At 36.7% G+C, this 20,203-nt stretch carries 19 protein-coding genes; 5 read left to right on the top strand and 14 right to left on the bottom strand.

The window, feature by feature from the left end; genetic code table 11:
• Window position 1: 1 nt before the first annotated feature.
• The 11 genes from BW142_RS00420 to BW142_RS00370 all read right to left on the bottom strand — a co-directional run bounded on the left by BW142_RS00420 (window position 2) and on the right by BW142_RS00370 (window position 10,689).
• Window positions 2-850, bottom strand: a complete 849-nt coding sequence (locus BW142_RS00420; RefSeq protein WP_076923529.1) for an FkbM family methyltransferase — start codon at window positions 848-850, stop codon at window positions 2-4.
• Window positions 850-2,628: a thiamine pyrophosphate-binding protein gene (locus BW142_RS00415; RefSeq protein ID WP_076923528.1), complete on the bottom strand. Its 1,779-nt coding sequence runs from the start codon at window positions 2,626-2,628 to the stop codon at window positions 850-852. The genes BW142_RS00420 and BW142_RS00415 overlap by 1 nt, the downstream gene beginning before the upstream one ends.
• Entirely contained in the window at window positions 2,629-3,399 is a 771-nt protein-coding gene (locus tag BW142_RS00410; protein ID WP_076923527.1) for an SDR family oxidoreductase, read from the bottom strand.
• A complete protein-coding gene (locus tag BW142_RS00405) occupies window positions 3,399-4,454 on the bottom strand; it encodes a transketolase C-terminal domain-containing protein (protein WP_076923526.1) in 1,056 nt (351 codons plus the stop codon). The genes BW142_RS00410 and BW142_RS00405 overlap by 1 nt, the downstream gene beginning before the upstream one ends.
• Window positions 4,444-5,400, bottom strand: a complete 957-nt coding sequence (locus BW142_RS00400; protein WP_076923525.1) for a thiamine pyrophosphate-dependent dehydrogenase E1 component subunit alpha — start codon at window positions 5,398-5,400, stop codon at window positions 4,444-4,446. The genes BW142_RS00405 and BW142_RS00400 overlap by 11 nt, the downstream gene beginning before the upstream one ends.
• Window positions 5,400-6,092, bottom strand: coding sequence for a class I SAM-dependent methyltransferase (locus tag BW142_RS00395; protein WP_253188782.1), 693 nt, complete (start codon window positions 6,090-6,092; stop codon window positions 5,400-5,402). The genes BW142_RS00400 and BW142_RS00395 overlap by 1 nt, the downstream gene beginning before the upstream one ends.
• On the bottom strand, window positions 6,070-7,065 hold the full coding sequence (locus tag BW142_RS00390) for a GDP-mannose 4,6-dehydratase (protein WP_076923524.1): 996 nt from the start codon (window positions 7,063-7,065) through the stop codon (window positions 6,070-6,072). The genes BW142_RS00395 and BW142_RS00390 overlap by 23 nt, the downstream gene beginning before the upstream one ends.
• Before the next feature lie 3 nt (window positions 7,066-7,068).
• Entirely contained in the window at window positions 7,069-8,343 is a 1,275-nt protein-coding gene (locus BW142_RS00385) for a hypothetical protein (RefSeq protein WP_076923523.1), read from the bottom strand.
• Entirely contained in the window at window positions 8,343-8,951 is a 609-nt protein-coding gene (locus tag BW142_RS00380) for an SIS domain-containing protein (RefSeq protein WP_076923522.1), read from the bottom strand. Before BW142_RS00380 ends, BW142_RS00385 begins: the two co-directional genes overlap by 1 nt.
• Window positions 8,948-9,895, bottom strand: coding sequence for an SDR family oxidoreductase (locus BW142_RS00375; RefSeq protein ID WP_076923521.1), 948 nt, complete (start codon window positions 9,893-9,895; stop codon window positions 8,948-8,950). Before BW142_RS00375 ends, BW142_RS00380 begins: the two co-directional genes overlap by 4 nt.
• Window positions 9,896-9,963: 68 nt before the next feature.
• Window positions 9,964-10,689, bottom strand: a complete 726-nt coding sequence (locus BW142_RS00370) for a glycosyltransferase family protein (protein ID WP_076923520.1) — start codon at window positions 10,687-10,689, stop codon at window positions 9,964-9,966.
• 186 nt (window positions 10,690-10,875) lie between these two features.
• On the opposite strand from BW142_RS00370, the gene pseI reads away from it, so the two are divergent.
• Genes pseI through BW142_RS00345 form a run of 5 tightly spaced genes read left to right on the top strand, consistent with a single transcriptional unit; the run spans window position 10,876 to window position 16,354 of the window.
• Complete coding sequence (pseI, locus tag BW142_RS00365) at window positions 10,876-11,925, top strand: pseudaminic acid synthase (protein WP_076923519.1); 1,050 nt, start codon at window positions 10,876-10,878, stop codon at window positions 11,923-11,925.
• On the top strand, window positions 11,922-13,010 hold the full coding sequence (locus BW142_RS00360; RefSeq protein ID WP_076923518.1) for an FkbM family methyltransferase: 1,089 nt from the start codon (window positions 11,922-11,924) through the stop codon (window positions 13,008-13,010). Before pseI ends, BW142_RS00360 begins: the two co-directional genes overlap by 4 nt.
• Window positions 13,010-13,252 (top strand): phosphopantetheine-binding protein, encoded by a 243-nt coding sequence (locus tag BW142_RS00355; protein WP_076923517.1) that lies wholly within the window; start codon window positions 13,010-13,012, stop codon window positions 13,250-13,252. The genes BW142_RS00360 and BW142_RS00355 overlap by 1 nt, the downstream gene beginning before the upstream one ends.
• Window positions 13,253-13,254: 2 nt before the next feature.
• Complete coding sequence (locus BW142_RS00350; protein ID WP_076923516.1) at window positions 13,255-14,838, top strand: hypothetical protein; 1,584 nt, start codon at window positions 13,255-13,257, stop codon at window positions 14,836-14,838.
• Window positions 14,828-16,354 (top strand): class I adenylate-forming enzyme family protein, encoded by a 1,527-nt coding sequence (locus tag BW142_RS00345; protein WP_076923515.1) that lies wholly within the window; start codon window positions 14,828-14,830, stop codon window positions 16,352-16,354. Before BW142_RS00350 ends, BW142_RS00345 begins: the two co-directional genes overlap by 11 nt.
• Before the next feature lie 2 nt (window positions 16,355-16,356).
• On the opposite strand, the gene BW142_RS00340 is transcribed toward BW142_RS00345, so the two are convergent.
• Genes BW142_RS00340 through pseB form a run of 3 tightly spaced genes read right to left on the bottom strand, consistent with a single transcriptional unit; the run spans window position 16,357 to window position 19,703 of the window.
• Window positions 16,357-17,493, bottom strand: a complete 1,137-nt coding sequence (locus BW142_RS00340) for a Gfo/Idh/MocA family oxidoreductase (RefSeq protein ID WP_076923514.1) — start codon at window positions 17,491-17,493, stop codon at window positions 16,357-16,359.
• A 57-nt stretch (window positions 17,494-17,550) separates the two neighbouring features.
• Complete coding sequence (pseC, locus tag BW142_RS00335; protein ID WP_076923513.1) at window positions 17,551-18,705, bottom strand: UDP-4-amino-4,6-dideoxy-N-acetyl-beta-L-altrosamine transaminase; 1,155 nt, start codon at window positions 18,703-18,705, stop codon at window positions 17,551-17,553.
• Window positions 18,702-19,703 carry a UDP-N-acetylglucosamine 4,6-dehydratase (inverting) gene (gene pseB / locus BW142_RS00330; RefSeq protein ID WP_054203322.1) on the bottom strand — a complete coding sequence of 334 codons (1,002 nt, stop codon included), beginning with the start codon at window positions 19,701-19,703 and terminating at the stop codon, window positions 18,702-18,704. The genes pseC and pseB overlap by 4 nt, the downstream gene beginning before the upstream one ends.
• Window positions 19,704-20,203: the final 500 nt, after the last annotated feature.

Raw genomic sequence — 20,203 nt, 5'->3', positions numbered from 1 at the left:
TTTACCAAGGCATCTTATTTTTACTAGAAAGGAAAACACTACCTTCTCTATGACTTAGGGGTAATTCGGCAAGAGAGTTCACTTTTTTCCAATCATTTTTTTGAAGAAAAATATTTAAGCCGACTTGTAAACTGTAGTCGAAAATAGTTTTTGCATTTTTTTCGCCATTAATTTCCATCATAAAATCAATTTTTAAAGCGTCCTCCGAAGAAATTGAAGTTAATACATCTGCTTCTTGACCTTCAATATCAATTTTAATTAAGTCAAATTCTTTAGCTATATTACCTATGTTATTAACTTTAACTTCAAATTTATCTAGCTCTCCATAGGGATTACTTTTTGCGCCGCTCAAATGACTTCCAGTTAAGTTTTCACATACTCGTGTAAATTCAGCTTTGCCATCAAAACTTGCCGCGGCTTCATTTATTGGCTTAATTTTTTTACAATTATTTAATTCTAGGTTTTGTTTTAAAACGCGGAATGTTTCAGGGTCTGCTTCAAAACATGTAACTTGGTAATCTAATAAGCTCAGCACTATTGAATGCAGACCGATATTAGCGCCAAGATCTAACACATTCTTATAGTTATTTTTATTTTTCAAGTAAAAGCTTAAAATGATTAGCTCATCAATACCAAACAAATGAGTCGTATTAATATTGCCCATATCGTAATACGGAAGAGAAAATGTAATATTATCCGTTAATAAAAATGTTGGTGTTGATGTCGTGTTATAAGCGCTGGCAATTACTTTTGATAGTTTTTTGTTAAGAAGCTGGTAATCACTGCTTGATTGTACGTGTGATTGTGTATTCCTAGCTAGCATAACCAGCTCTTGGTGTAAGTTTATCATTATAGATTTTCCTTCAAACTGGGTATAAGCATAGCTTTTTTTTGTTTTATGTAAGCAAGTTCAGGGCTCATATTCTCTAATGGATTGCCATACTTGATAATCGGTTCATATCTAAAGTTTGGGTTAATTACTAATTCGATAAGCTTTGGCCCTTCTTGATCCATGCGAAGGTGTAAACGTTCTACTAATAATTTTAATTGCTCATTATTTTCAACTTTTTCAGAGTCGATCCCATAAGCTTTAGCAACTTCAGAAAAATTTATGTGAGGCAAGCCATTATTACAATCAGCAGAAAAATAATTTGAGTCTAGCCAATCATCTTGGGTTTGTTTTATCATACAATGACCACTATTGTTAAATACAATAATAATGACTGGAAGTTTCAAGTGATTTAACGTTGAAAGTTCTTGGATATTCATTTGCAAACCACCATCGCCAACTATACAAAATACTTCTTTTTCTTTTGCTAGGGCAACACCAATCGATGCAGGTAAAGCATAGCCCATGGGGGTATTATTATATGAAGAAATATACTGCTGGCCTTTTTTCTCTTTACCGTAGACAAGAGTTAAAGGTAAGCAAGTACCTGTATCCACACATATATTTTGGTCATCACAGAAAGCACCACTAAACAACTCAACAGCTAAATATGGGTTTACACCACCGTAGTTATATTCAGGTATGTAGTTAAACTCTTGTGTGACATCCGTAATATAATTTAGCCACACATCGTTATTTTTAAATATTTCAATTAAATCTTCACAATGCAGTGAAAAAGCATCTAAAAAAACTTGAACAGATACAGGAAATTGATAGTTGATTACTTTGCCTAATTGGGCAAATTTCTCTATTTCATTATGGTCAATATCCACCATTGCGATTTTAGCTTCACGTGCAAAAGTATCTAATTTTGCTGTGGCCTTTGAATCTAGTCTGCACCCAATAGAAATTATAAAATCACAATTTTGTAAAACGATATTATTCCCACGTAAAGAATGAGTTCCAAAATTCCCTAGATTTAGCTCGTCATCATGATTTGCAATCCCTTTGAGCGGCCAAGTCGATAGAAAGGGGATTTTTAGTTTTGTTGCAAGTGAAATTAACCGTTCTGCTGAGTTATGGCACCCAGCACCAAGAATAAATAAAGGTTTTTTCGCTTGTTTTAATGACACTATGAAGTTATTAAATATGTTTTCTTGAATTACTTTATGGTTTACAGTTGATTGATTAAAAGCTTCAAATGGTATTTTTTTTATATCTAATATCTCTCGCTGAAAGTCATCAGGAATATCTATTAACACAGGCCCTGGCCGGCCACTTAATGCTGCTTTTATAGCTTCAGGTAATACAGTGATAATGTCATTAGGTCTTTTTAATTGTATTGCGTACTTTGTTATTGGCTTTGCCATAGAAACAATATCGGTTTCTTGGAAACCATATTGTCGAACCCCTAATTTATGCGATTGCCTAAATGAAGCTACATTTCCAGTTATATGTAAAGTAGCTACAGAGTCAAAGTAGGAGCTTGCGATACCTGTTAATAAGTTTGTAGCGCCTGGGCCTGATGTGGCTATAGTCACGCCTAGTACATGGTGTGTTTTTGCATAACTATCAGCAGCCATCGCACATGATTGCTCATGTTGCATTGCAATAGCTGAAAGCGAAGGGTGTTTTTCAATTGAGTCAATTAAATGTAAAGCAGCACCGCCTTGCAGAACAAATACATGCTTAATATCTAATTGAGCAAGGTAAGATGCAATATAATCCGTTAGTTTCATTTATGTATGCTCTTTATTGAGTCTACGCAATTTGTAGATATTTGGGTTTTCAAGAGACTCCAAAAAATCCTCATGAAAAATTTCTTTGGATGCAATGCTATAGTTTCGTCCACTAAACTTACTATTTGCATTATCAAGAAGAAAAATTAAGGAGTCGATGACCAGTTGCATAGACACAAAGTCATTTTCCTCATATCTTCTGGCTGTTTCCTTATATGCTTCCGGCACTATTTCTTTTGCGTGGAGTGTTTGTTGGTGAATAGGTGTATCTACCCAGCCAGGACCAACATTTAGAAAGATTAAATCGGGATATTCAGCAGCTAAAACTTCAGTCATTTTTATTAATGCTACTTTCGCATTTATATAAGAGTTGAACTTCGTCGGGGCGCTATTGACGCCTCCGCCAGCAAAGGTCAGGACTTTGCAGTTTGATTTCATTTTTAGAACTGCTGAACTTAACACTTGCACTATAGATAAGTAATTAATTCTATATGCATTTTCCCAATCGTCATAAGAGCAATCTGATAGAGAACCGATTGGTTCGAGTGTGCCATGAACAAAAATTATACTATCATATATTGAAAAGTTCGTTTTATGGCACCAATCGTCAACGTTTTTTTGTGAGCTAAAATCAACTTTTGTTAGTTCAGCAAAATCTAAGTTTGATTTTCGCCCTCGATAAGTACCGTGAATAATCGTATTTTGGCTTAAGCGCTCAGCAAGTGCTTGCCCAATACCACTATTTATTCCTGTAATTAATACTCGATTCATTAAAACGGGCCTTTAAACCAGTTACCAGGAACATCGTGAGGAAATTCTACATCTTCGGTCATAAATATTTCCCTATCAAGGAGTTCAGATACAGCTTTAGTAATCTCAGTTCTGGTTTTGTAGTATTTTTTTGTTAATCCAAAGCTCGTAGGTTCAGGGTAAGAGGGGAGTGCTATTCGTTTTATTGGTTTTTTTAAGGAAGTAAAGCATGCTTCATATATTTTTGCTGAAATTTCACTAGAGACAGAAAATGAGTTATGTCCTATATCAGTGCATATGCAGGTTTGAGTCTTATTGACCGAGTTATAAATAGTTTGCCAATCAATATTTGTCGGTTCAGATACCTCAATTACCTCGCAGTTAACACCTTGTTTTTTTAGGAAGTTGTGGCAGTGTATGGCTTCTAGGAGCATATAGCTATTAGCGATGATAGTGACATCTTCACCTTCTTTGATGACTCTCGTTGTTTGCATGTTTGAGTTGTAATCGACGCACGTTTCTTTGTCGATGTTTTGGTTATGCAGCCATCGATGTTCAAGGAAAATAGTTGGATTATTATCCATTATACTTTGATAAAGTAGCTGTCCTACATTATCAGTTAAGCTTGGAGTAACAACTTTAAGTCCAGGGATATGTGCAAACCATGATTGCAAGCTTTGTTGATGAGTGGGTCCTTGACCCCAACCCCTACCTATGATTAAACGTATTGTTAAAGGTACAGTCATTTGCCCATTAAACATGTAGTGCCACTTAGCGGCATTATTTACAAGTTGGTCCATGGCAAGCAAGAAAAAATCGACTCGTTGATGGGTCATTAATACACGTGTGCCAGTAATAGCTGCGCCAATCCCCACACCCGTCATTGCATTTTCAGATGTTGGCATATCAAAGACACGGTCTGAGCCAAACTTTGATTGTAAGCCTGTAGTTGTACCAAAAATAGCTTTTGGATCATTAATACCTAATCCCATACAAATCATGCTATCGTCTTCAGCCATGGCACAGTGCTGTGCTTGGTTTATTTCTTCAGCGAATGTTGTTGTTTTATTTTGCATAAAGAAACTCTTCGTTTAACTGTGGATTTGGAAAAGGGCTATTTTCAGCAAAAAGAAAAGCATCTTCTATTTCATTTTTTATTTTGATAATCATTTCGTTATGAGTTTTCTCGAAATGTTGATCTGCTGATAGTTCCGCGAATAATAATTTTAACGGATCTTTTTCAAGCCATGTTTTGACTTCACCTGCGGCTCTGTAGTTTAAGTCATCATCAAAATTAGGACCGCAATGCTCTCTGTGACGATATGTATCAAGCTCTAAGAGTGCTGGGGCATTATTCTTTCTAATATATTCAATAGCACTCTCAACGGCATAGGTTAGTGGTATTAAAAGACTTCCGTCAGTGTGAAAGCTTTCAACTCCAATTGATTGCGATAAATCCGTAATGCTTCTATTAACCGGCTGGCGAACTTCTAATGGGCTATACACTGAATAGCGGTTATTCTCACATATGAATAATATAGGAAGAGATTTAACTGCTGCAAAATTTAACGACTCGTAAAAAGCGCCTTCTTCCGTTGCACCGTCACCAAAATAACTTACGGTCAAAAAATTGCTATTTTGTAGTTTTTGACTTAGCGCACTGCCAACCGCCAGTGGTATACTATTACCCACAATTGCAGTGCTAGCTATAAAACCGCAATCCAAGTCTGTTAAGTGCATAGAGCCACCTCTGCCACCTGTGCAGCCTGTCGCCTTGCCATATAATTCAGCTATCATTTTCTTTAATGATCCGCCTTTGGCTAGATAGTGGGCATGTGCTCTATGTGAACTGAAAGCCTTATCATCTTTAGATAAAAAATTAGAAACAACAACAGGTACTAGCTCTTGACCTATTGACAGATGTGTTGGGCATCTCATTTCTTGCTCAGGGTAGCGTAAGGCTATCATTTCTTCTATTTTTCGAATTCTTAATGATTCGAAATATGCATCAAGTTTTTTCATTAGGGTATAAACCAATAAAAATCGCCAGTGTAGCCTGTATCTTTGAAAAACTCTTTCCACTGATCAACATGCATCATTGTTTTGGCTGTTAGATTCCAGGCTTCCATGCGTTCTTTTTCTTGTTCATTTCTATATGCATCAACAGTAATAAATGCTTTAGCTTTAGAAACTCGCTCTATTTCTTGCAGTGCTTTTGCACAATTATTAAGATCTAAATTATGAATAGTGTTAATTGATATTACAGTATCAAAACTATTGTCTTCGAAAGGTAATTTAGTAGCGCAACCTTGTTGTAATAAGTGCTTTACTTCCTGTTTGGCATTGTCTAATGCGTAATGGGATATATCTATTCCACTTAATGTCATTGTTGGTAGCTGTTGTAAAATATCATAAAGCATAAATCCTTTTGCACAGCCTACGTCTAATAAACTGCTATTTTCTTGCAGGCCAAAGTGCGTAATAAAGTCAGGCACGACTGGCTGCCAAAATCTTGAATGATAGTTAAAACCACCATAGCCGTGCTCTCTATCACCATCAAAGAATTCCTCGTCAAATTGGCGCGCTATAGCTCTAACTGCTTCACTTTTGGCTTCTAATCTACCAGAAAGATCACGCTTAGACTTAGGGTAATTTTTTAGTAAATCTATTTCTTGTCCTATCATGATTACCTCAAGGTTTGTGAATATAGTCATGTTCTTGCTTGGCGAGTACATCTAAATTTTGCTTCATCCAATAAATTGTTCGTTCTAAGCCGTTTTCTAATGAAATAGAATCTTGCCAATTTAGCTCGGAGCGAATTTTTTTTGTGTCTAATAAATATGCTGCATCTTTTCCTAATCGATCTTCAGTCGATTGGCACACTTGTTCAAATGGGAGCTTAAGCATATTGCAGATTGTTTCAACGAGTACTCGAATAGAGATCATTTGCTCTGTTGAAATATGGTAAATATCACCATTTTTACCCTTTTCGCCAATAAGTTGTGTCGCTGAAGATACATCGTCAATATGTATAAATGATCGTGTTGAATGCCCTCCGCCATGCAGCTGTAATTTTTTGCCTAGTAGGGCATATAAAATAGTACGAGGGATTATGCGATAAAGCTGTTGGCCTTCACCATAAACATTGGCAGCTCGTGTAAATACCACTGGAAAGTCATAAACATCTGCAAATGTATGTAGACTCATATCTGCAGCAGCACGGGAGACTGCATATGGTGTACTGGGTTGATAATTAGTATGCTCTGGTACTAATCCGTTACAACTACCATAAACTTCGGGAGTTGATATATGGATGTATTTTTCAAGGAAATCTAATTGTCGGAGAGAATTGTGTAACTTGATCGTTGAAACAGTGTTAGTCATAAACCAATGTTCAGGATGTTGCCAGCTTTGACCAACCATGCTTTGTGCAGCAAAGTTATAAATTTTTTTAATTTTTTTCTGTTTAACAATATCAATAATTTTTTGCAGATGATGATTTATATCCAGTTGGCTAAATTGCAATTTATCTGCATTTTTTTGCCAACTATATGGTAGTAATGCTGAATTAGGTTCTGATGAGCGACTAACAGCAACAATTTGCTGATCATTTTTTAGCATATGCGCACAAAATGATGCCCCTGAAAATGAATTGCTTCCTAAAACTAAAATTGATGAGTCATTCATAGTTTAGATTGCCGCCTTATTTATTTTATTCTCAAGAAGAGAAAATTGAGTTTGAATATTTTCAAATGAATCATCCATCCATGCATTTATTTGAAATTCATTATCATTAAAGTAATGATTTTTTCCAACTTCAAAGCCGTGCATGCTATTTGTTCTGTCTGATAGATTTGGAATATCATTCGAACACCATCTAAAAATGATTGAGCGAGCCCCTTCAAGATAGCTAATCGGATAAAGAGGACCACTGTCAACACCCATATTTATATACGCTTCATGGTATAAGGCGAGCCTGATACTTAAATCTACAGCTGCAAGGGGATACGTTGTAAGCGATTGATATTTTTCTTCAAGGGGCTCACTTACTTTATAAGTATCTCTAATAATTAGCGGAAAGTATTCATTGAGGTCTAGTGATAATGCAAAATCAAGCCATGCCGTTGTATTGCTATTTCTGTGCTCGGAATTTGCCCAATATTCTCTCAATGTAATTGTTATTAGCTTTTTTTTGCCCACGTTATGTCTTATGAAGTCATTAACAATAGTATAAGCTTGTTGTGGAGGTGCTAAGTTACTTAATTTAATATTTTGCTCGGCATAAGATTTTAATAATTTAAAATCTCCAGCTGCTTGTCTAGGGTTTTGAAAGTAGTTATTTGGATATATGCTAGGGTTCAAGCTTTTATAGTATACAAGGCTACTTTGCGAAATCGGCTGATCAATACCTATGCATGAGGCAAGACAATTAAACATGGGTTTAATAACCTTTTCGATACGCCATTTAGCATCAACGTTATCGTGATATACATTTAATCCTGGAGTATCGTCACTATGGCTAGGGATAATTACAAATTGAATATTTTTTTTATTTTGTTTTTTTCGTTCTATTTCAGCTAAAACGATAAAAGTAGTTACATCAAAGCAGGGCAAATTATAAGAGAGATCATAAAAAGCATATAACGTTGATTTAGTATCAATATCAAATTGCATTTGTATACAAGGAATGAGCTTACCGCTCATGTGGTTAAAAAAAGAACATTGATTAGTGGTAATACCAATTTTATTTAAAGATTGTAAGATATCAAAGACAAATTCAGAACAAATTACTACTTGGAGCGTTTGTTTTTTTTCTAGTTTTGATAATTCTTCTAATGATTTTGCAGGCGTGCCTTTGTATGATTCGCCACCGTTTGTACAAGCAAAAATATTATTGTCAGTATTATATTCTGATCGGATAAACATTTCTGTTGAGGCTGTAATTCCGTAGACAATGGTGGTCATTAATTAGCCTCACGTAATGCATTGTATAGAGCTTTCATTAAGATATGCCCGACAATAACTTGAGTATCTTCTGATATCTGCATATCTTGGACTTCGAAATGGAAAACTTGGTCAAGCATAGGCTTAACTTTACCGCCAGAAAATCCTAAAATGCCCACTGTTTTCATGCCAATGTCGAGTGCTTGTTGAGTCGCTCTAATTATATTTTCAGAGTTACCGCTACCAGATAAAACAAGTAAAATATCATTGCTGTTTGCTTTAACTTTTAGCTGATGTGCAAAAATATTTTCATAACCAATGTCATTGCCTAGGCAAGTTAAAACAGAGCTGTTTGCTGGTAATGCTTCAACTTTTAATGCATTACCTTCTGGGCTAATACCAAATGTAAAGTCATTTGCAAGGTGGATTGCATTTGCTGCTGAGCCGCCATTGCCACATAAATATAAAGTGCCGTTATTTGCCTTCATAGTAAGTAAGGTATCAACAAGACTCTTAACTTGTTCACTATCTAACTGTTTTAATACATCCGTTAGGGTGTTCACATAGTTTGTTGTCAGGTTTTTCACTGAATCCTTGGCTATAGTGGTTGCAGATTGGTTGTTAGTCATAAAACTTCTCTTTGCATCCATTTAAGGTTGTAAAAATGATCTTCATCTTTTAATAAACCTTGTTTGTAAGCTGTAATAATTTCGGTAATGGCTGTGTCGACATTTTTATTGGGTGTAAAACCAGTTGCGAGTAATTTATCTGAGTTAATACGGTAACAACGAGGGTCATTTGAAGGAGTAACCTCAATCTCACATGCTATTTTAGCCTGTACCATTTTTGCTATATCCATAATTGAGATATTTTCAAACCCTGCATTAAAGACACCAGAGACTTTCTCTGGATTATCCAGCATATAAATATAGAGATCAGTAATATCGTCAATATGAATATTTGGTCTGACTTGATCGCCGCCAAACACTGTGATTTTTCCATTTTTTAGAGCTTGCATTGTCAGCATATTGACAGAAACATCTAAGCGCATTCGTTTAGATAAACCGCATACAGTTGCTGGGCGTACAATTTGTACCGCCATGTCGTCGGCATAACTAAGAAGTACACGCTCTGCAACCATTTTCGTTTTGTTGTATTCAGAAATAGGCTCAAGCGTTAAGTCCTCAGTTACTTGCTCTTCATCTTTAACGCCGTATACGCTACCCGATGACGCATAAATAAACTGTTTTATTCCATAGCGCTTTGCTTTATCGGCTAAGCGCATAGTTGCTAACGCACTCACTTCCCATGTTAATTTAGGGTTTAAATCACCACAGGGATCGTTTGCGATAGAAGCAAGATGAATAATAGAATCCACACCGTCTAAGTTAATCGTATCAGTGTCGCGTACGTCACCTTTAATGACTGAGAGGTTGTCATGAGAGGGCAAAAAATTACCAAACCATTGGATGTCAAACGCGATTACGCGATGGCCTAAAGCCAGTAGTTTTGGAACCAGTACAGTTCCTTTATAGCCAGTTGCACCGGTAACTAATATTGTTTTTGGATTCATTTAATATTCTCTAATTCTTTGGTAGTCATAAATATAATGTTCAATGACATACAATTATTATGCCTAACTTAAGTAGATTTTTGCTCTACATGTTTATTTATATCGGTGATGTGAGGGTTTTCCTTTAATGTTTTTATTAAATCATTATAGGAAAAATCTACTTTATTCAAAAAATGCTCATAAACAGCGGTAATTGCTTTGTAATCGTCTGGTTCATCAAGTGTTAGGCGAAAGTGGCTATAATCTTCATACGCACTGAATGTGTGAGTCGTTATAGTATTAAATTTTGCCATGCCTAACGTAACATGCTCACGATCGTCCGGTGATGTTGCTTTTAGATGGGTATTCTCTAGTAAATCAAATGAAAATGCGCAGCAGTCAAGTCCTCTAGGGTAACCACTATGAGGACCTAAATTAACCATGTCATAGGTTTGAGTCACTCTTTCATTAATCACTTTGTTACATAGCTCTTCATCAATCAGTGGACAATCACTCGTTAGCCTAACTATGGTTGTAGATGATTGAGCATTATAATGTTTAGCAGCCAGATAATAGCGGCTTAGTACGTCTTGTGTATCCCCTTGGTAGGTTTTAATATTCAGCTGTGTGCATAAATCCAAGATAGGCTGCTCAGTGCCATCATTAGTTGTTGCGACAATGATTTGATCGTGCCAGTTTGGTAAGCGTTCAAGCATAATTTGTAACACTGGTTTGCCACACAGCGGCAACATCACTTTGGCAGGCAATCTGGTTGATGTCATACGTGCTTGAATTATTATTAATACATCAGACATGGTCACTGGTAATCGTAATTATTATTGAGATAAATATAGCAAATCATTACACTCTTGCACATAACTTAAAAGTTAAAATCCTTTTGGATCAATATAGTTTATCAAATTGTAAGCTATTGTAGATAATTAGGTATGAAATTTGCTTTGATTTAATGATTTTTTGACAGTGCAATTTAAGGGGCGCAAATGGCGTTTAATTCTGAAATTACTATCGATGGTAGAAAAATTGGGCCAGGTCATCCTGTGTATATTATTGCCGAAATGTCAGCAAACCATGGTCAAAATTTAGAGCAGGCTAAAGCGTTAGTTAGAGCCGCAAAAGAGGCCGGAGCTGATGCGATAAAGTTACAAACTTACCGCGCAGATACTTTAACAATGGATTGTAAATTACCGCATTTTGAAGCAACAGGTCCATGGCAAGGACAATATTTATATGATTTATACGAAGGGGCATATATGCCATGGGATTTTCACGCCCCTTTAATTCAGCTGGCGAATGAAATCGGTATCACTATTTTTTCTTCACCATTTGATGATTCTGCAGTCGATTTATTGGAATCTTTTGATTCACCTGCATATAAAATAGCTTCGCCAGAGTTGATCGATCATGACCTCATTCGAAAAGTTGCTGCGACTGGAAAGCCGGTGATTATGTCAACAGGTGGAGCAACGCTTGCTGAGATTGACGAAGCTGTGAAAGTTGCTCACCAAGCAGGAGTAACAGATTTAGCTATATTGAAATGTACAAGTAGCTACCCAGCTCCCCCGCAAAGCATTAATTTAAAAACAATCCCTCATTTAGCAGATGTTTTTAAAGTACCAATAGGCTTATCGGATCACACATTAGGTAACCATATACCTGTCGCCTCTGTAGCTATGGGGGCGACAATTATAGAAAAGCATTTTGTGATGAGTAAAGAAGATGAAACGGCTGATAGCTTTTTTTCCATGACACCAGATGAACTTGAAGATTTAGTTCAAGGAGTTAGGCAAGTTGAGTTGGCTATTGGCAGTGTACATTTCCCTAGTGAGCCCAGTAAAGCAAGGCGTTGCCTATTTGCATTGAGGGATATTGCTTCTGGTGAAGTTTTGAACAAAGAGAATGTGGTCAATCTAAGACCTGGTGTAGGTGAGCTGATGCCAAAGGATTTAGGATTTATAACGGGCAGACTCGCAACGAAAGCGATTAAAAAAGGTATGCCTTTGACTTGGCATCACGTTGGAGCGATTAAATGAACTATCTAATTTACGGAGCGGGTCATTTTGGAGAATGTTTTTATAGAATTTTAGTAAAGCAAAAGCTACAAGTTAATGGGTGGATCGATCAACGTTTAGTTAGCCAGATGAAGTATAATTTACCTATTTTTTATGAGCATACAGCTGATCGTAATATGACAGTCATTGTTGCTGTAACGCCGTTAGTTAACTCTAATAGAGGGCAAATCAAAGAGCGCCTACAAGGGCTCGGTTATAATAATGTTCTTGGCTTTTTTGAGGCTGCACGAGAGTTCCCAGAAGTGTTTAAGGAATATGCACAGCTAGAGCATTTATGGATGCGCACAAGTCATCATGATATGTTGAATTTACCAAGTATTAAGTGGTTACGAGCGCGTTTGGGGGATGATAAAAGTAAAAATATATTAGATAAATTGTGTGCTTTTAGGGCATCCCTTTCTATTGATGACTACCCTGAACCGGATAGAAAAATTGAGTACTTCCCAGATGATATACCTTTCAATTTTCAATCACCAATTCGTTTTATCGATTGTGGTGCTTATACTGGGGATACAGTAGAGGCGTTTGTAGAACTTCATAAAAAAAATATTATAACACTTGAGCATATTTCCTCATTTGAACCCGATACAAATAATTATCAAACACTTACAAATACACAAAACAGGCTAAAGAAAAATAATCCTGAAATTTCTTTTCAAGCATTCCCTTCGGGGGTTTGGAAATGTGTTGATTTACTTAATTTTAATCAAGGGCAAACAAGCTCCAGCAATATTATACAAAGTGAAGTTATAAATGATTCTTCAGTATCTGTTGTTGATTTAGACTCAACTTGTAAAGCTATGGATATAAACTATATAAAAATGGACATAGAGGGGGCCGAATTAGCTGCTCTTGAAGGTGCCAAAAGTTTAATTCAAACCCAACAGCCTGTGCTAGCTATTTGTGTTTACCATAAACCGAAAGATTTATGGGAACTCCCTCAATTTATTGATCAATTGCAGCCTAATTACGATATGTATTTACGAGTACATGAACATTTAGGGTTAAGCACCGTTTTGTATTGTATTCCAAAAGGTTCTCATTAATGAAAAATCAACTTATTAACTTTTTATATCAGTTTTTTACAGACAGAGGTTGCGCTGTTGATATTGATAATATTTTAGAGCTTTCATTCAAGGATGATATAGCTTTGGATTCATTTGAGATTCTGACATTAGTAATGCAGATTGAATTGACTTTCGGTATAAAAATTGAACCTCAGGAATTGCTTGATCCAAAGACGAATTATGTGAGTGGATTTGTTGATATGGTTATGGCAAAGCAATAATTATGTTTGCAATTCGTATCACTAATAAGCAAGACAATGGCATTGGTCATTTAATGCGAATGAAACATTTGGCCTCTGCATTAAAACAGCATCAATTAGGTGTCCACATAATTCTTGATGATTTATGTCAGTTTAGCCAAACGCTGTATGCAGATTTTAAAGTGGCTGATGTTCATTGGCAAAATTATGAAGAGGACGCACTTTTAACAATTAATTATATGCATCAGAATAGTTTATCGCATTTAATAGTTGATAGTTATACTTTACCGCACGAATACGAGCAGTTGATAAAGAAATCCGGTTTTACCTTAACCGTTATTGATGATAACGAGCGGCAACATACTTGCGATTTTTTGATTGATTATAAATGGGTAGGACCGAATACAAAGAGCCGTTATGAATCGCTAGTACCGACTGATTGCGTTCGTCTTTTAGGCCCGAATTATTGTATTTTAGATCCCACATATCGTACCGTTGAAAAGCACTCTTCGGAGTCAGATCTTCCCGTTAGAGTTTTATTTTCATTAGGTGGCGGTGGTGATCTTTTTATTCTAAAAAGAATCTTTGATGGATTACCAAGAGCCATTCAAGCAAATGTTCTTTTTGATATAGTGGTAGGTCCCTATGCAACGAATAAAGATACTATGTATGCTATTGGGCAAGAGTTTCCAAATATTAATATTTTAGAGAATGTAACTTGCCTGAAAGAGTATTATGAAAGAGCCTCACTTTTTGTGGGTGCATTAGGCACCTCTTTTTATGAATGTGCTGCGACTAAAACACCAGCGATTACTTTTTCTCTTGAGGATAACCAGACTAATGATATTGATATCTTGGAATGGTTAGGTCACTACCTCCATATTAATGATGTTTCTATTGATGATTTTTTGCGATTAGGAGAGTTAATTGATATCGCTCTTAGTCAATTAACAAGATTACAATTGCTGGTAGCCAAAAGAAAAGTATCGGTTGATGGCGAGGGGGCACGGCGAATAGCTAAATCTCTTGTCGGTGAGAAGATATCAACAAATTGTTTTGCTATTGCTGAGCAGCACTGCGAAGTAAAGTCTGAATTAACAGATAATTTGGTTGTTTGCCAAGTTGATGATACCCATATAAATAGTTATTTATCGGCTAGAAACTTACCTAGCAATAGCGTGAGAATGACTGTGCAGAATGCTATTAAGCCATTGGAACATTATTTATGGTGGTTTAATCAATCACGTTTTAACTTTGTGATTACAGAGCGAGAAGGCAGTAGACAATCTCAAAGTTTGTATATCTGGCATAATTTATATAAAGATAAGTATTTATATGGCGGCTGGTTTTCTTGTAATCAAGATCTTTCCTTGCCCATAGCTATGATCGCCTTACAATGGCAACTTGAGTTTTGTAAAGCGAGTCATCCCAATGCTATTTGGCTTGCGGTGATCCACAAAGACAACAAATTTGTAAATTTGCTAAATAGCTATATGGGATTTGTGGCAATACCAATACATTCAAAAGAATATAAAGTAACGCAACAGTTATTTCCTTTGGCCGATGAGCAGTTTAATTTTGTAATGTGGGACCCAAATGCACAATAAAAATATATACCAGCTTGTTCAATCACATACGGTTACTCAACCTGAGAAAATTGCGTGTATATATCAACAGACCCAAATTAACTACCAACAACTAATAAATAAGGTTGATTCTTTAGCTGCTGGCCTGACTCAGTTAGGAATTAAGCAAGGACATAAAGTTGCGTTATTTTGTCCAAATAACCTCGAGTTTACATATTGTTTATTAGCTGCGGCTAAACTGGGTATTGCGCTTGCGCCATTACCACTAACTCTTAAAGGACAGGCTTTATCAAAAGCGTTACAAGTAGCTGATTGCGAGTATGCTATAGCATGGATAAGTGTGGCTGAACAACTTGTTAATAATGATGTTTTAGCTACCGACAATATAATTACGATAGGTGGCAATAGTGATAACTTGATTGATTTGGTCAATGTAATGTCTGCATCCACGGCGCAATATGAGGAGTTTCCAGTAGAAAATATCAATTTACCTTATATTCTTACCATGACTTCAGGTTCTACTGGTCAACCTAAGCCAATAGTATTTACTCAAGCGACTAAAATTGTTCGCGCATTTGATGCGACGGCTCAGTATTACCAATTAGATAAAAGCGATGTTGTGTTGGTTTCAACACCTTTATATCATTCACTTGCACAGCGCTCTTTACTGATGCCACTAATGTTGGGCGCAAGTGTAGTTATTTTACCCAAGTTCTCAGTTAATGCTTGGCTTGATGCAATCAATACTCATAAAATTAGTTTTTTATTTGCTGTTTCAAGTCAACTAAAGGCCTTGATCCCAGAGTTAGCAAAAGCGCAGTTAACAAGCTTGAAGTGTGTTGTATCATCTTCTGCAACGCTTGAAAGCGACGACAAAAAGTCACTGTTATTAGCCTTGAATTGCCGTTTTCATGAATGTTATGGGGTATCAGAAATGGGGGTGATCAGTGATTTTGATATAACCGAGCCGAATGTACCGATCAATAGTGTAGGTAAGCCTTTACCAAATCTGAAAATAAAAATATGTGATGCTGAACGTAATACTTTGTCTAATGGTAATATCGGTGAAATAGCTTGTCGCTCACCAACTGCGTTTGCACAATATTATAACTTACCAGAGCAAACTGCGCAGAGTTACGACAGTGATGGTTATTTTTTTACTGGTGACCTTGGTTATTTGGATGATGATAATTATCTTTATTATGTTGGTCGAACAAAAGAAGTTATTAAATCGGGCGGGATCAATGTTTACCCGAGCGATATTGAGTTGGTAACTAATTACTTACCTTGGATTGCTGAGTGTGCGGCTTTTGGAGTAAGTGATGATAAATTTGGAGAAGTCATTTTATTATCTTTTGTTTGTAATGATACTGCGCCAGTGAATGCAAAAATGCAGTTGCAAATGCATTTATTCAAAGAACTTACTGACTATCAGCAACCACGGATTTTGTTTGATATGGCAGTTTTACCGAAAACTGAAATGGGTAAAATTCATAAGCCAAGTATCAAACATAAATACTTTCAGTGTAAAGTGTAATATTACACATCTTCCCAACTTAACGTTTGTGTTGAGCGCTTTGCGGCAGCAAATAGCTTTAAGCCATCAGCGGCATGCTCTAAACCAAACACGTATGAGTTGCTGCTTGTTTGACCTTGTTGAAAAGACGCGAGATCTTGGGCTATATCGCTATATAAATTGGCAAACGCTTCAACAAAGCCAGTTGGGTGTCCTGGTTTCATTCGGTTATATCTAAATTGATGAGCATAATCACATTGACCTGCACGGTCGAGGATTTCTCGTCTACCATCGTTAAAGTTAAGTTCTAATTCATCAGGGTTTAATTGTAGCCACTTGGCACTGCCAATATCGCCATAAATTCTAACTTGTAACCCATTACGATGACCAATAGCTGTTTTTGACATCCACATGCTACCTTTAATGCCACTGGCGTATTTTACGAGCATGTGTACGTCATCGACTAAATTAGCATATTGAGAGTGGTTACTAAACTCTGCAAGTGTGTGACTTGGTTCTTCATTTAATAAAAAACTACTTAGGTGGTGAAGGTGTACACCTAAATCTAGACATATTGTTGGCACTTCAGCGTCTTGCAGGCGCCAGGCTTGCGGTTGCGACGTTTTACCGGCAATATCAGGAGGTCGGCGAAAGCCTTCTTGTGGCATTTCTAAATGAATTTTTTGAATTTCCCCTAACTTTCCTGAATTAATTAGGTGCTTTAACTCCCGCACCATAGCATAACCACTGTAGTTAAAGGTTACCGCTAAAAATTGCTTTTCAGGGTCATAGTATGGTCTTAGTGCAGCTATTTCTTTCGGGCCGCAAACCATGGCTTTTTCACAGATCACAGGAAGCTTTTTTTCAAATAGGTATTGTAGAACTTCTAAATGATGAGGTGTTGGAGTGAGCACTACAAACGCATCAATGTGATCTTTTTCAGCTTCGACCATGTATTTCCAATCATCGTAGACACGATCTGAAGATATACCCCAATGAATGCCTGTCGCTTTGTTGTTTTCTTGGTTACGACAAAAAGCACCAGCAACAACTTGAAACTTATGATCCATGTGTGCTGCACAAAAGTGTACGTATCCAACCGCAGACGTGTTACCCCCACCGATAAAAGCGAGTTTGAACGTTGGGTGAGTGTGTAGCATAGCAGCCTCATGTTTCATTAAATGGTATGTTTTATATCGTCAAAAAAGTTAAAAACTTTAATTTAAGATTTGCTGTAAGGTGTTAAGTGCAAAATGTACTTCTTGTTCTTGCAACGTTGGATGCAAGGGAAGGGTGATTGCACCTTGATAATACTTTTCAGCATTAGGGAAGTCACCAACACTAAAGCCCATAGCTTGATAATAAGGCTGTAAATGTATTGGGATATAATGCAGATGGCCAATAATCCCGGCAGCCCGAAGTTGGGTTATAGCGTTTTTATGTCGAGTTATATCGCTATCTTTAAGCTGAACTATATATAAATGATAAGCGGAATAGCAGGTATCACTTTGATGTAATGGGCGGATCAGATTAAGATCTAGGTGTGTATCATATATCTGAGCTAAAAAGTGGCGCTGGTTAACAAACTCATCAACTTTACTTAGCTGGCTAATACCTAATGCGGCATGCAAATCAGTCATTCGGTAATTAAAACCAAGCTCTACTTGTTGGTAGTACCAAGGGCCATGACTTGGCTCGGTCATTTCGGTTGGATCAGATGTGATACCGTGGCTTCTTAATCTTCTTAAGCGCTTTGCTAGCTCTTGATTATTGGTGACGGCCATGCCGCCTTCTGCACTTGTGATGATTTTTACAGGGTGAAAGCTAAATACACAAATATCTGAAAACTCACAACAGCCTACGGGTTTATCTAAATACTTAGCACCTATAGCATGAGAGGCATCTTCAATAATTTTAAAGTCATATTTTAGAGCAAGTTTATGAATAGCTTGCATATCGCATGATTGACCCGCTAAATGAACGGGGATCACAACCTTAGGTAAGCAATTGTTTTTTTTTGCTAGAAGCAATTTTTTTTCAAGCTCAAAAACTGACATATTGCCAGTATTTAAATCAATATCAACAAAATCAATTTTAGCTCCGCAATACAAAGCGCAGTTTGCTGAAGCAACAAATGAAATAGGGGATGTCCACACTATATCGTTACTATCAACGTCAAGCGCTAAACAAGCTATGTGTAATGCTGATGTTGCACTATTAACAGCTACACCATGCTCTGCCTTACAATAACTAGCAACAGCATCTTCAAATGCTGGCACTTTAGGGCCTTGAGTGAGCCAATCTGACTTTAAAACATCGACTACCGCATCAATATCAGTTTGGTCGATAAATTGTTTACCGTATGGGATCATATAAGTGCCTGAATATTAAAAGCATCTATTTCTTCTATCGTTAAGAAATGAGGGTTACTTAAAGAGTTATATTCAAACCCAACCTCGACTTTCTTACCTTGTTCATTTAATGCGTTGGTGTCGAAATCATTGCACCGGCTACTAAATTTAATACCAGGAGCAATCACAAAATGATCATCAAACTCATAGGTATCAAAGCATAAATCAGATGGGCACATAATTTCATGCAATTTTTCACCGGGGCGAATACCGATAATTTTAACGGGTAAGTCAGGTGCCATTGCTTTAGCTAAGTCGGTAATACGAATTGACGGTATTTTAGGCACGAAGATTTCTCCACCTAACATGCGTTCAAAGTTCGTTAAAACAAAATCTACACCTTGTTGCAGGCTTATCCAAAAGCGCGTCATTTCTTCATGTGTAATGGGAATGTGATCTTGGCCTTGCTCAATAAATTTTTGAAAAATTGGGACAACAGAGCCGCGAGAACAAACAACATTGCCGTAACGCACAACTGAAAATGTGGTGCGATTTCCGCCAGCAATATTATTGGCGGCAACAAATAGCTTATCTGACGCCAATTTAGTGGCGCCGTATAAGTTAATTGGGTTAGCTGCTTTATCGGTAGATAGAGCAATAACTTTTTCAACATCGTTGTCCAGTGCTGCATCAATTACATTCTCAGCGCCGTTGATATTTGTTTTTATGCATTCCATTGGGTTGTATTCAGCGGCGGGAACTTGCTTAAGAGCTGCTGCATGAATAACGTAATTTACACCGCGCATGGCTCTTCTTAAGCGATCTTTATCGCGTACATCGCCGATAAAATACCGCATGCATGGTTGATTAAATTCTTGTTGCATTTCAAATTGTTTTAGCTCATCACGAGAGAAAATAATAATCTTTTTAGGGTTATATCGCTCGAGCAAGGTTTTTACGTATTTCTTACCGAATGATCCGGTACCACCGGTTATTAAAATTGTTTTATTATCGAACATAGTCTTACCCAAGTTATTTATCATTAGCGTTAAAAATACGCAGTGTGAGAATTTTAACAAATTTCTCAGTACTTTACATAGTAACAGAGTTTATAAGCAAGTGTGATGCCAAGTTAACCTAGTTTAAACATGGTACAAAGTGTAAAAATTGGCAAATTAAGCTATAATTTAATCAACCTGAGGGTCGGAACACTTTATGAAACTTCAATCATCATCGACTAGTTATTTAAATCAAATTCAATGAACTCGAAATAAGCTTGCTACGGGGGAAAAGGTTAATTATGCAGCAGATGATGCGACTGCATTACTAATTATTACCCGGGTAACGTCTCAGCCAAATGGGTATGGTCAAGCTGTTACTAACCTTACGATAGCATTTCTTATTCCCAAACTACTGAATCTAATTTACCAGGGGTTAATGATGCGGTGTTGCGTATTCGAGAATTATTTATTTAGGCAGTAAGCGGCGTACTTAATGGTAGTGACCGTGGTGCTCTACA

The sequence above is a fragment of the Pseudoalteromonas sp. EB27 genome (assembly GCF_001974875.1).
In the GTDB taxonomy this organism is placed as follows: Bacteria; Pseudomonadota; Gammaproteobacteria; order Enterobacterales; family Alteromonadaceae; genus Pseudoalteromonas.
This window is presented reverse-complemented; position numbering and strand designations above follow the sequence as displayed.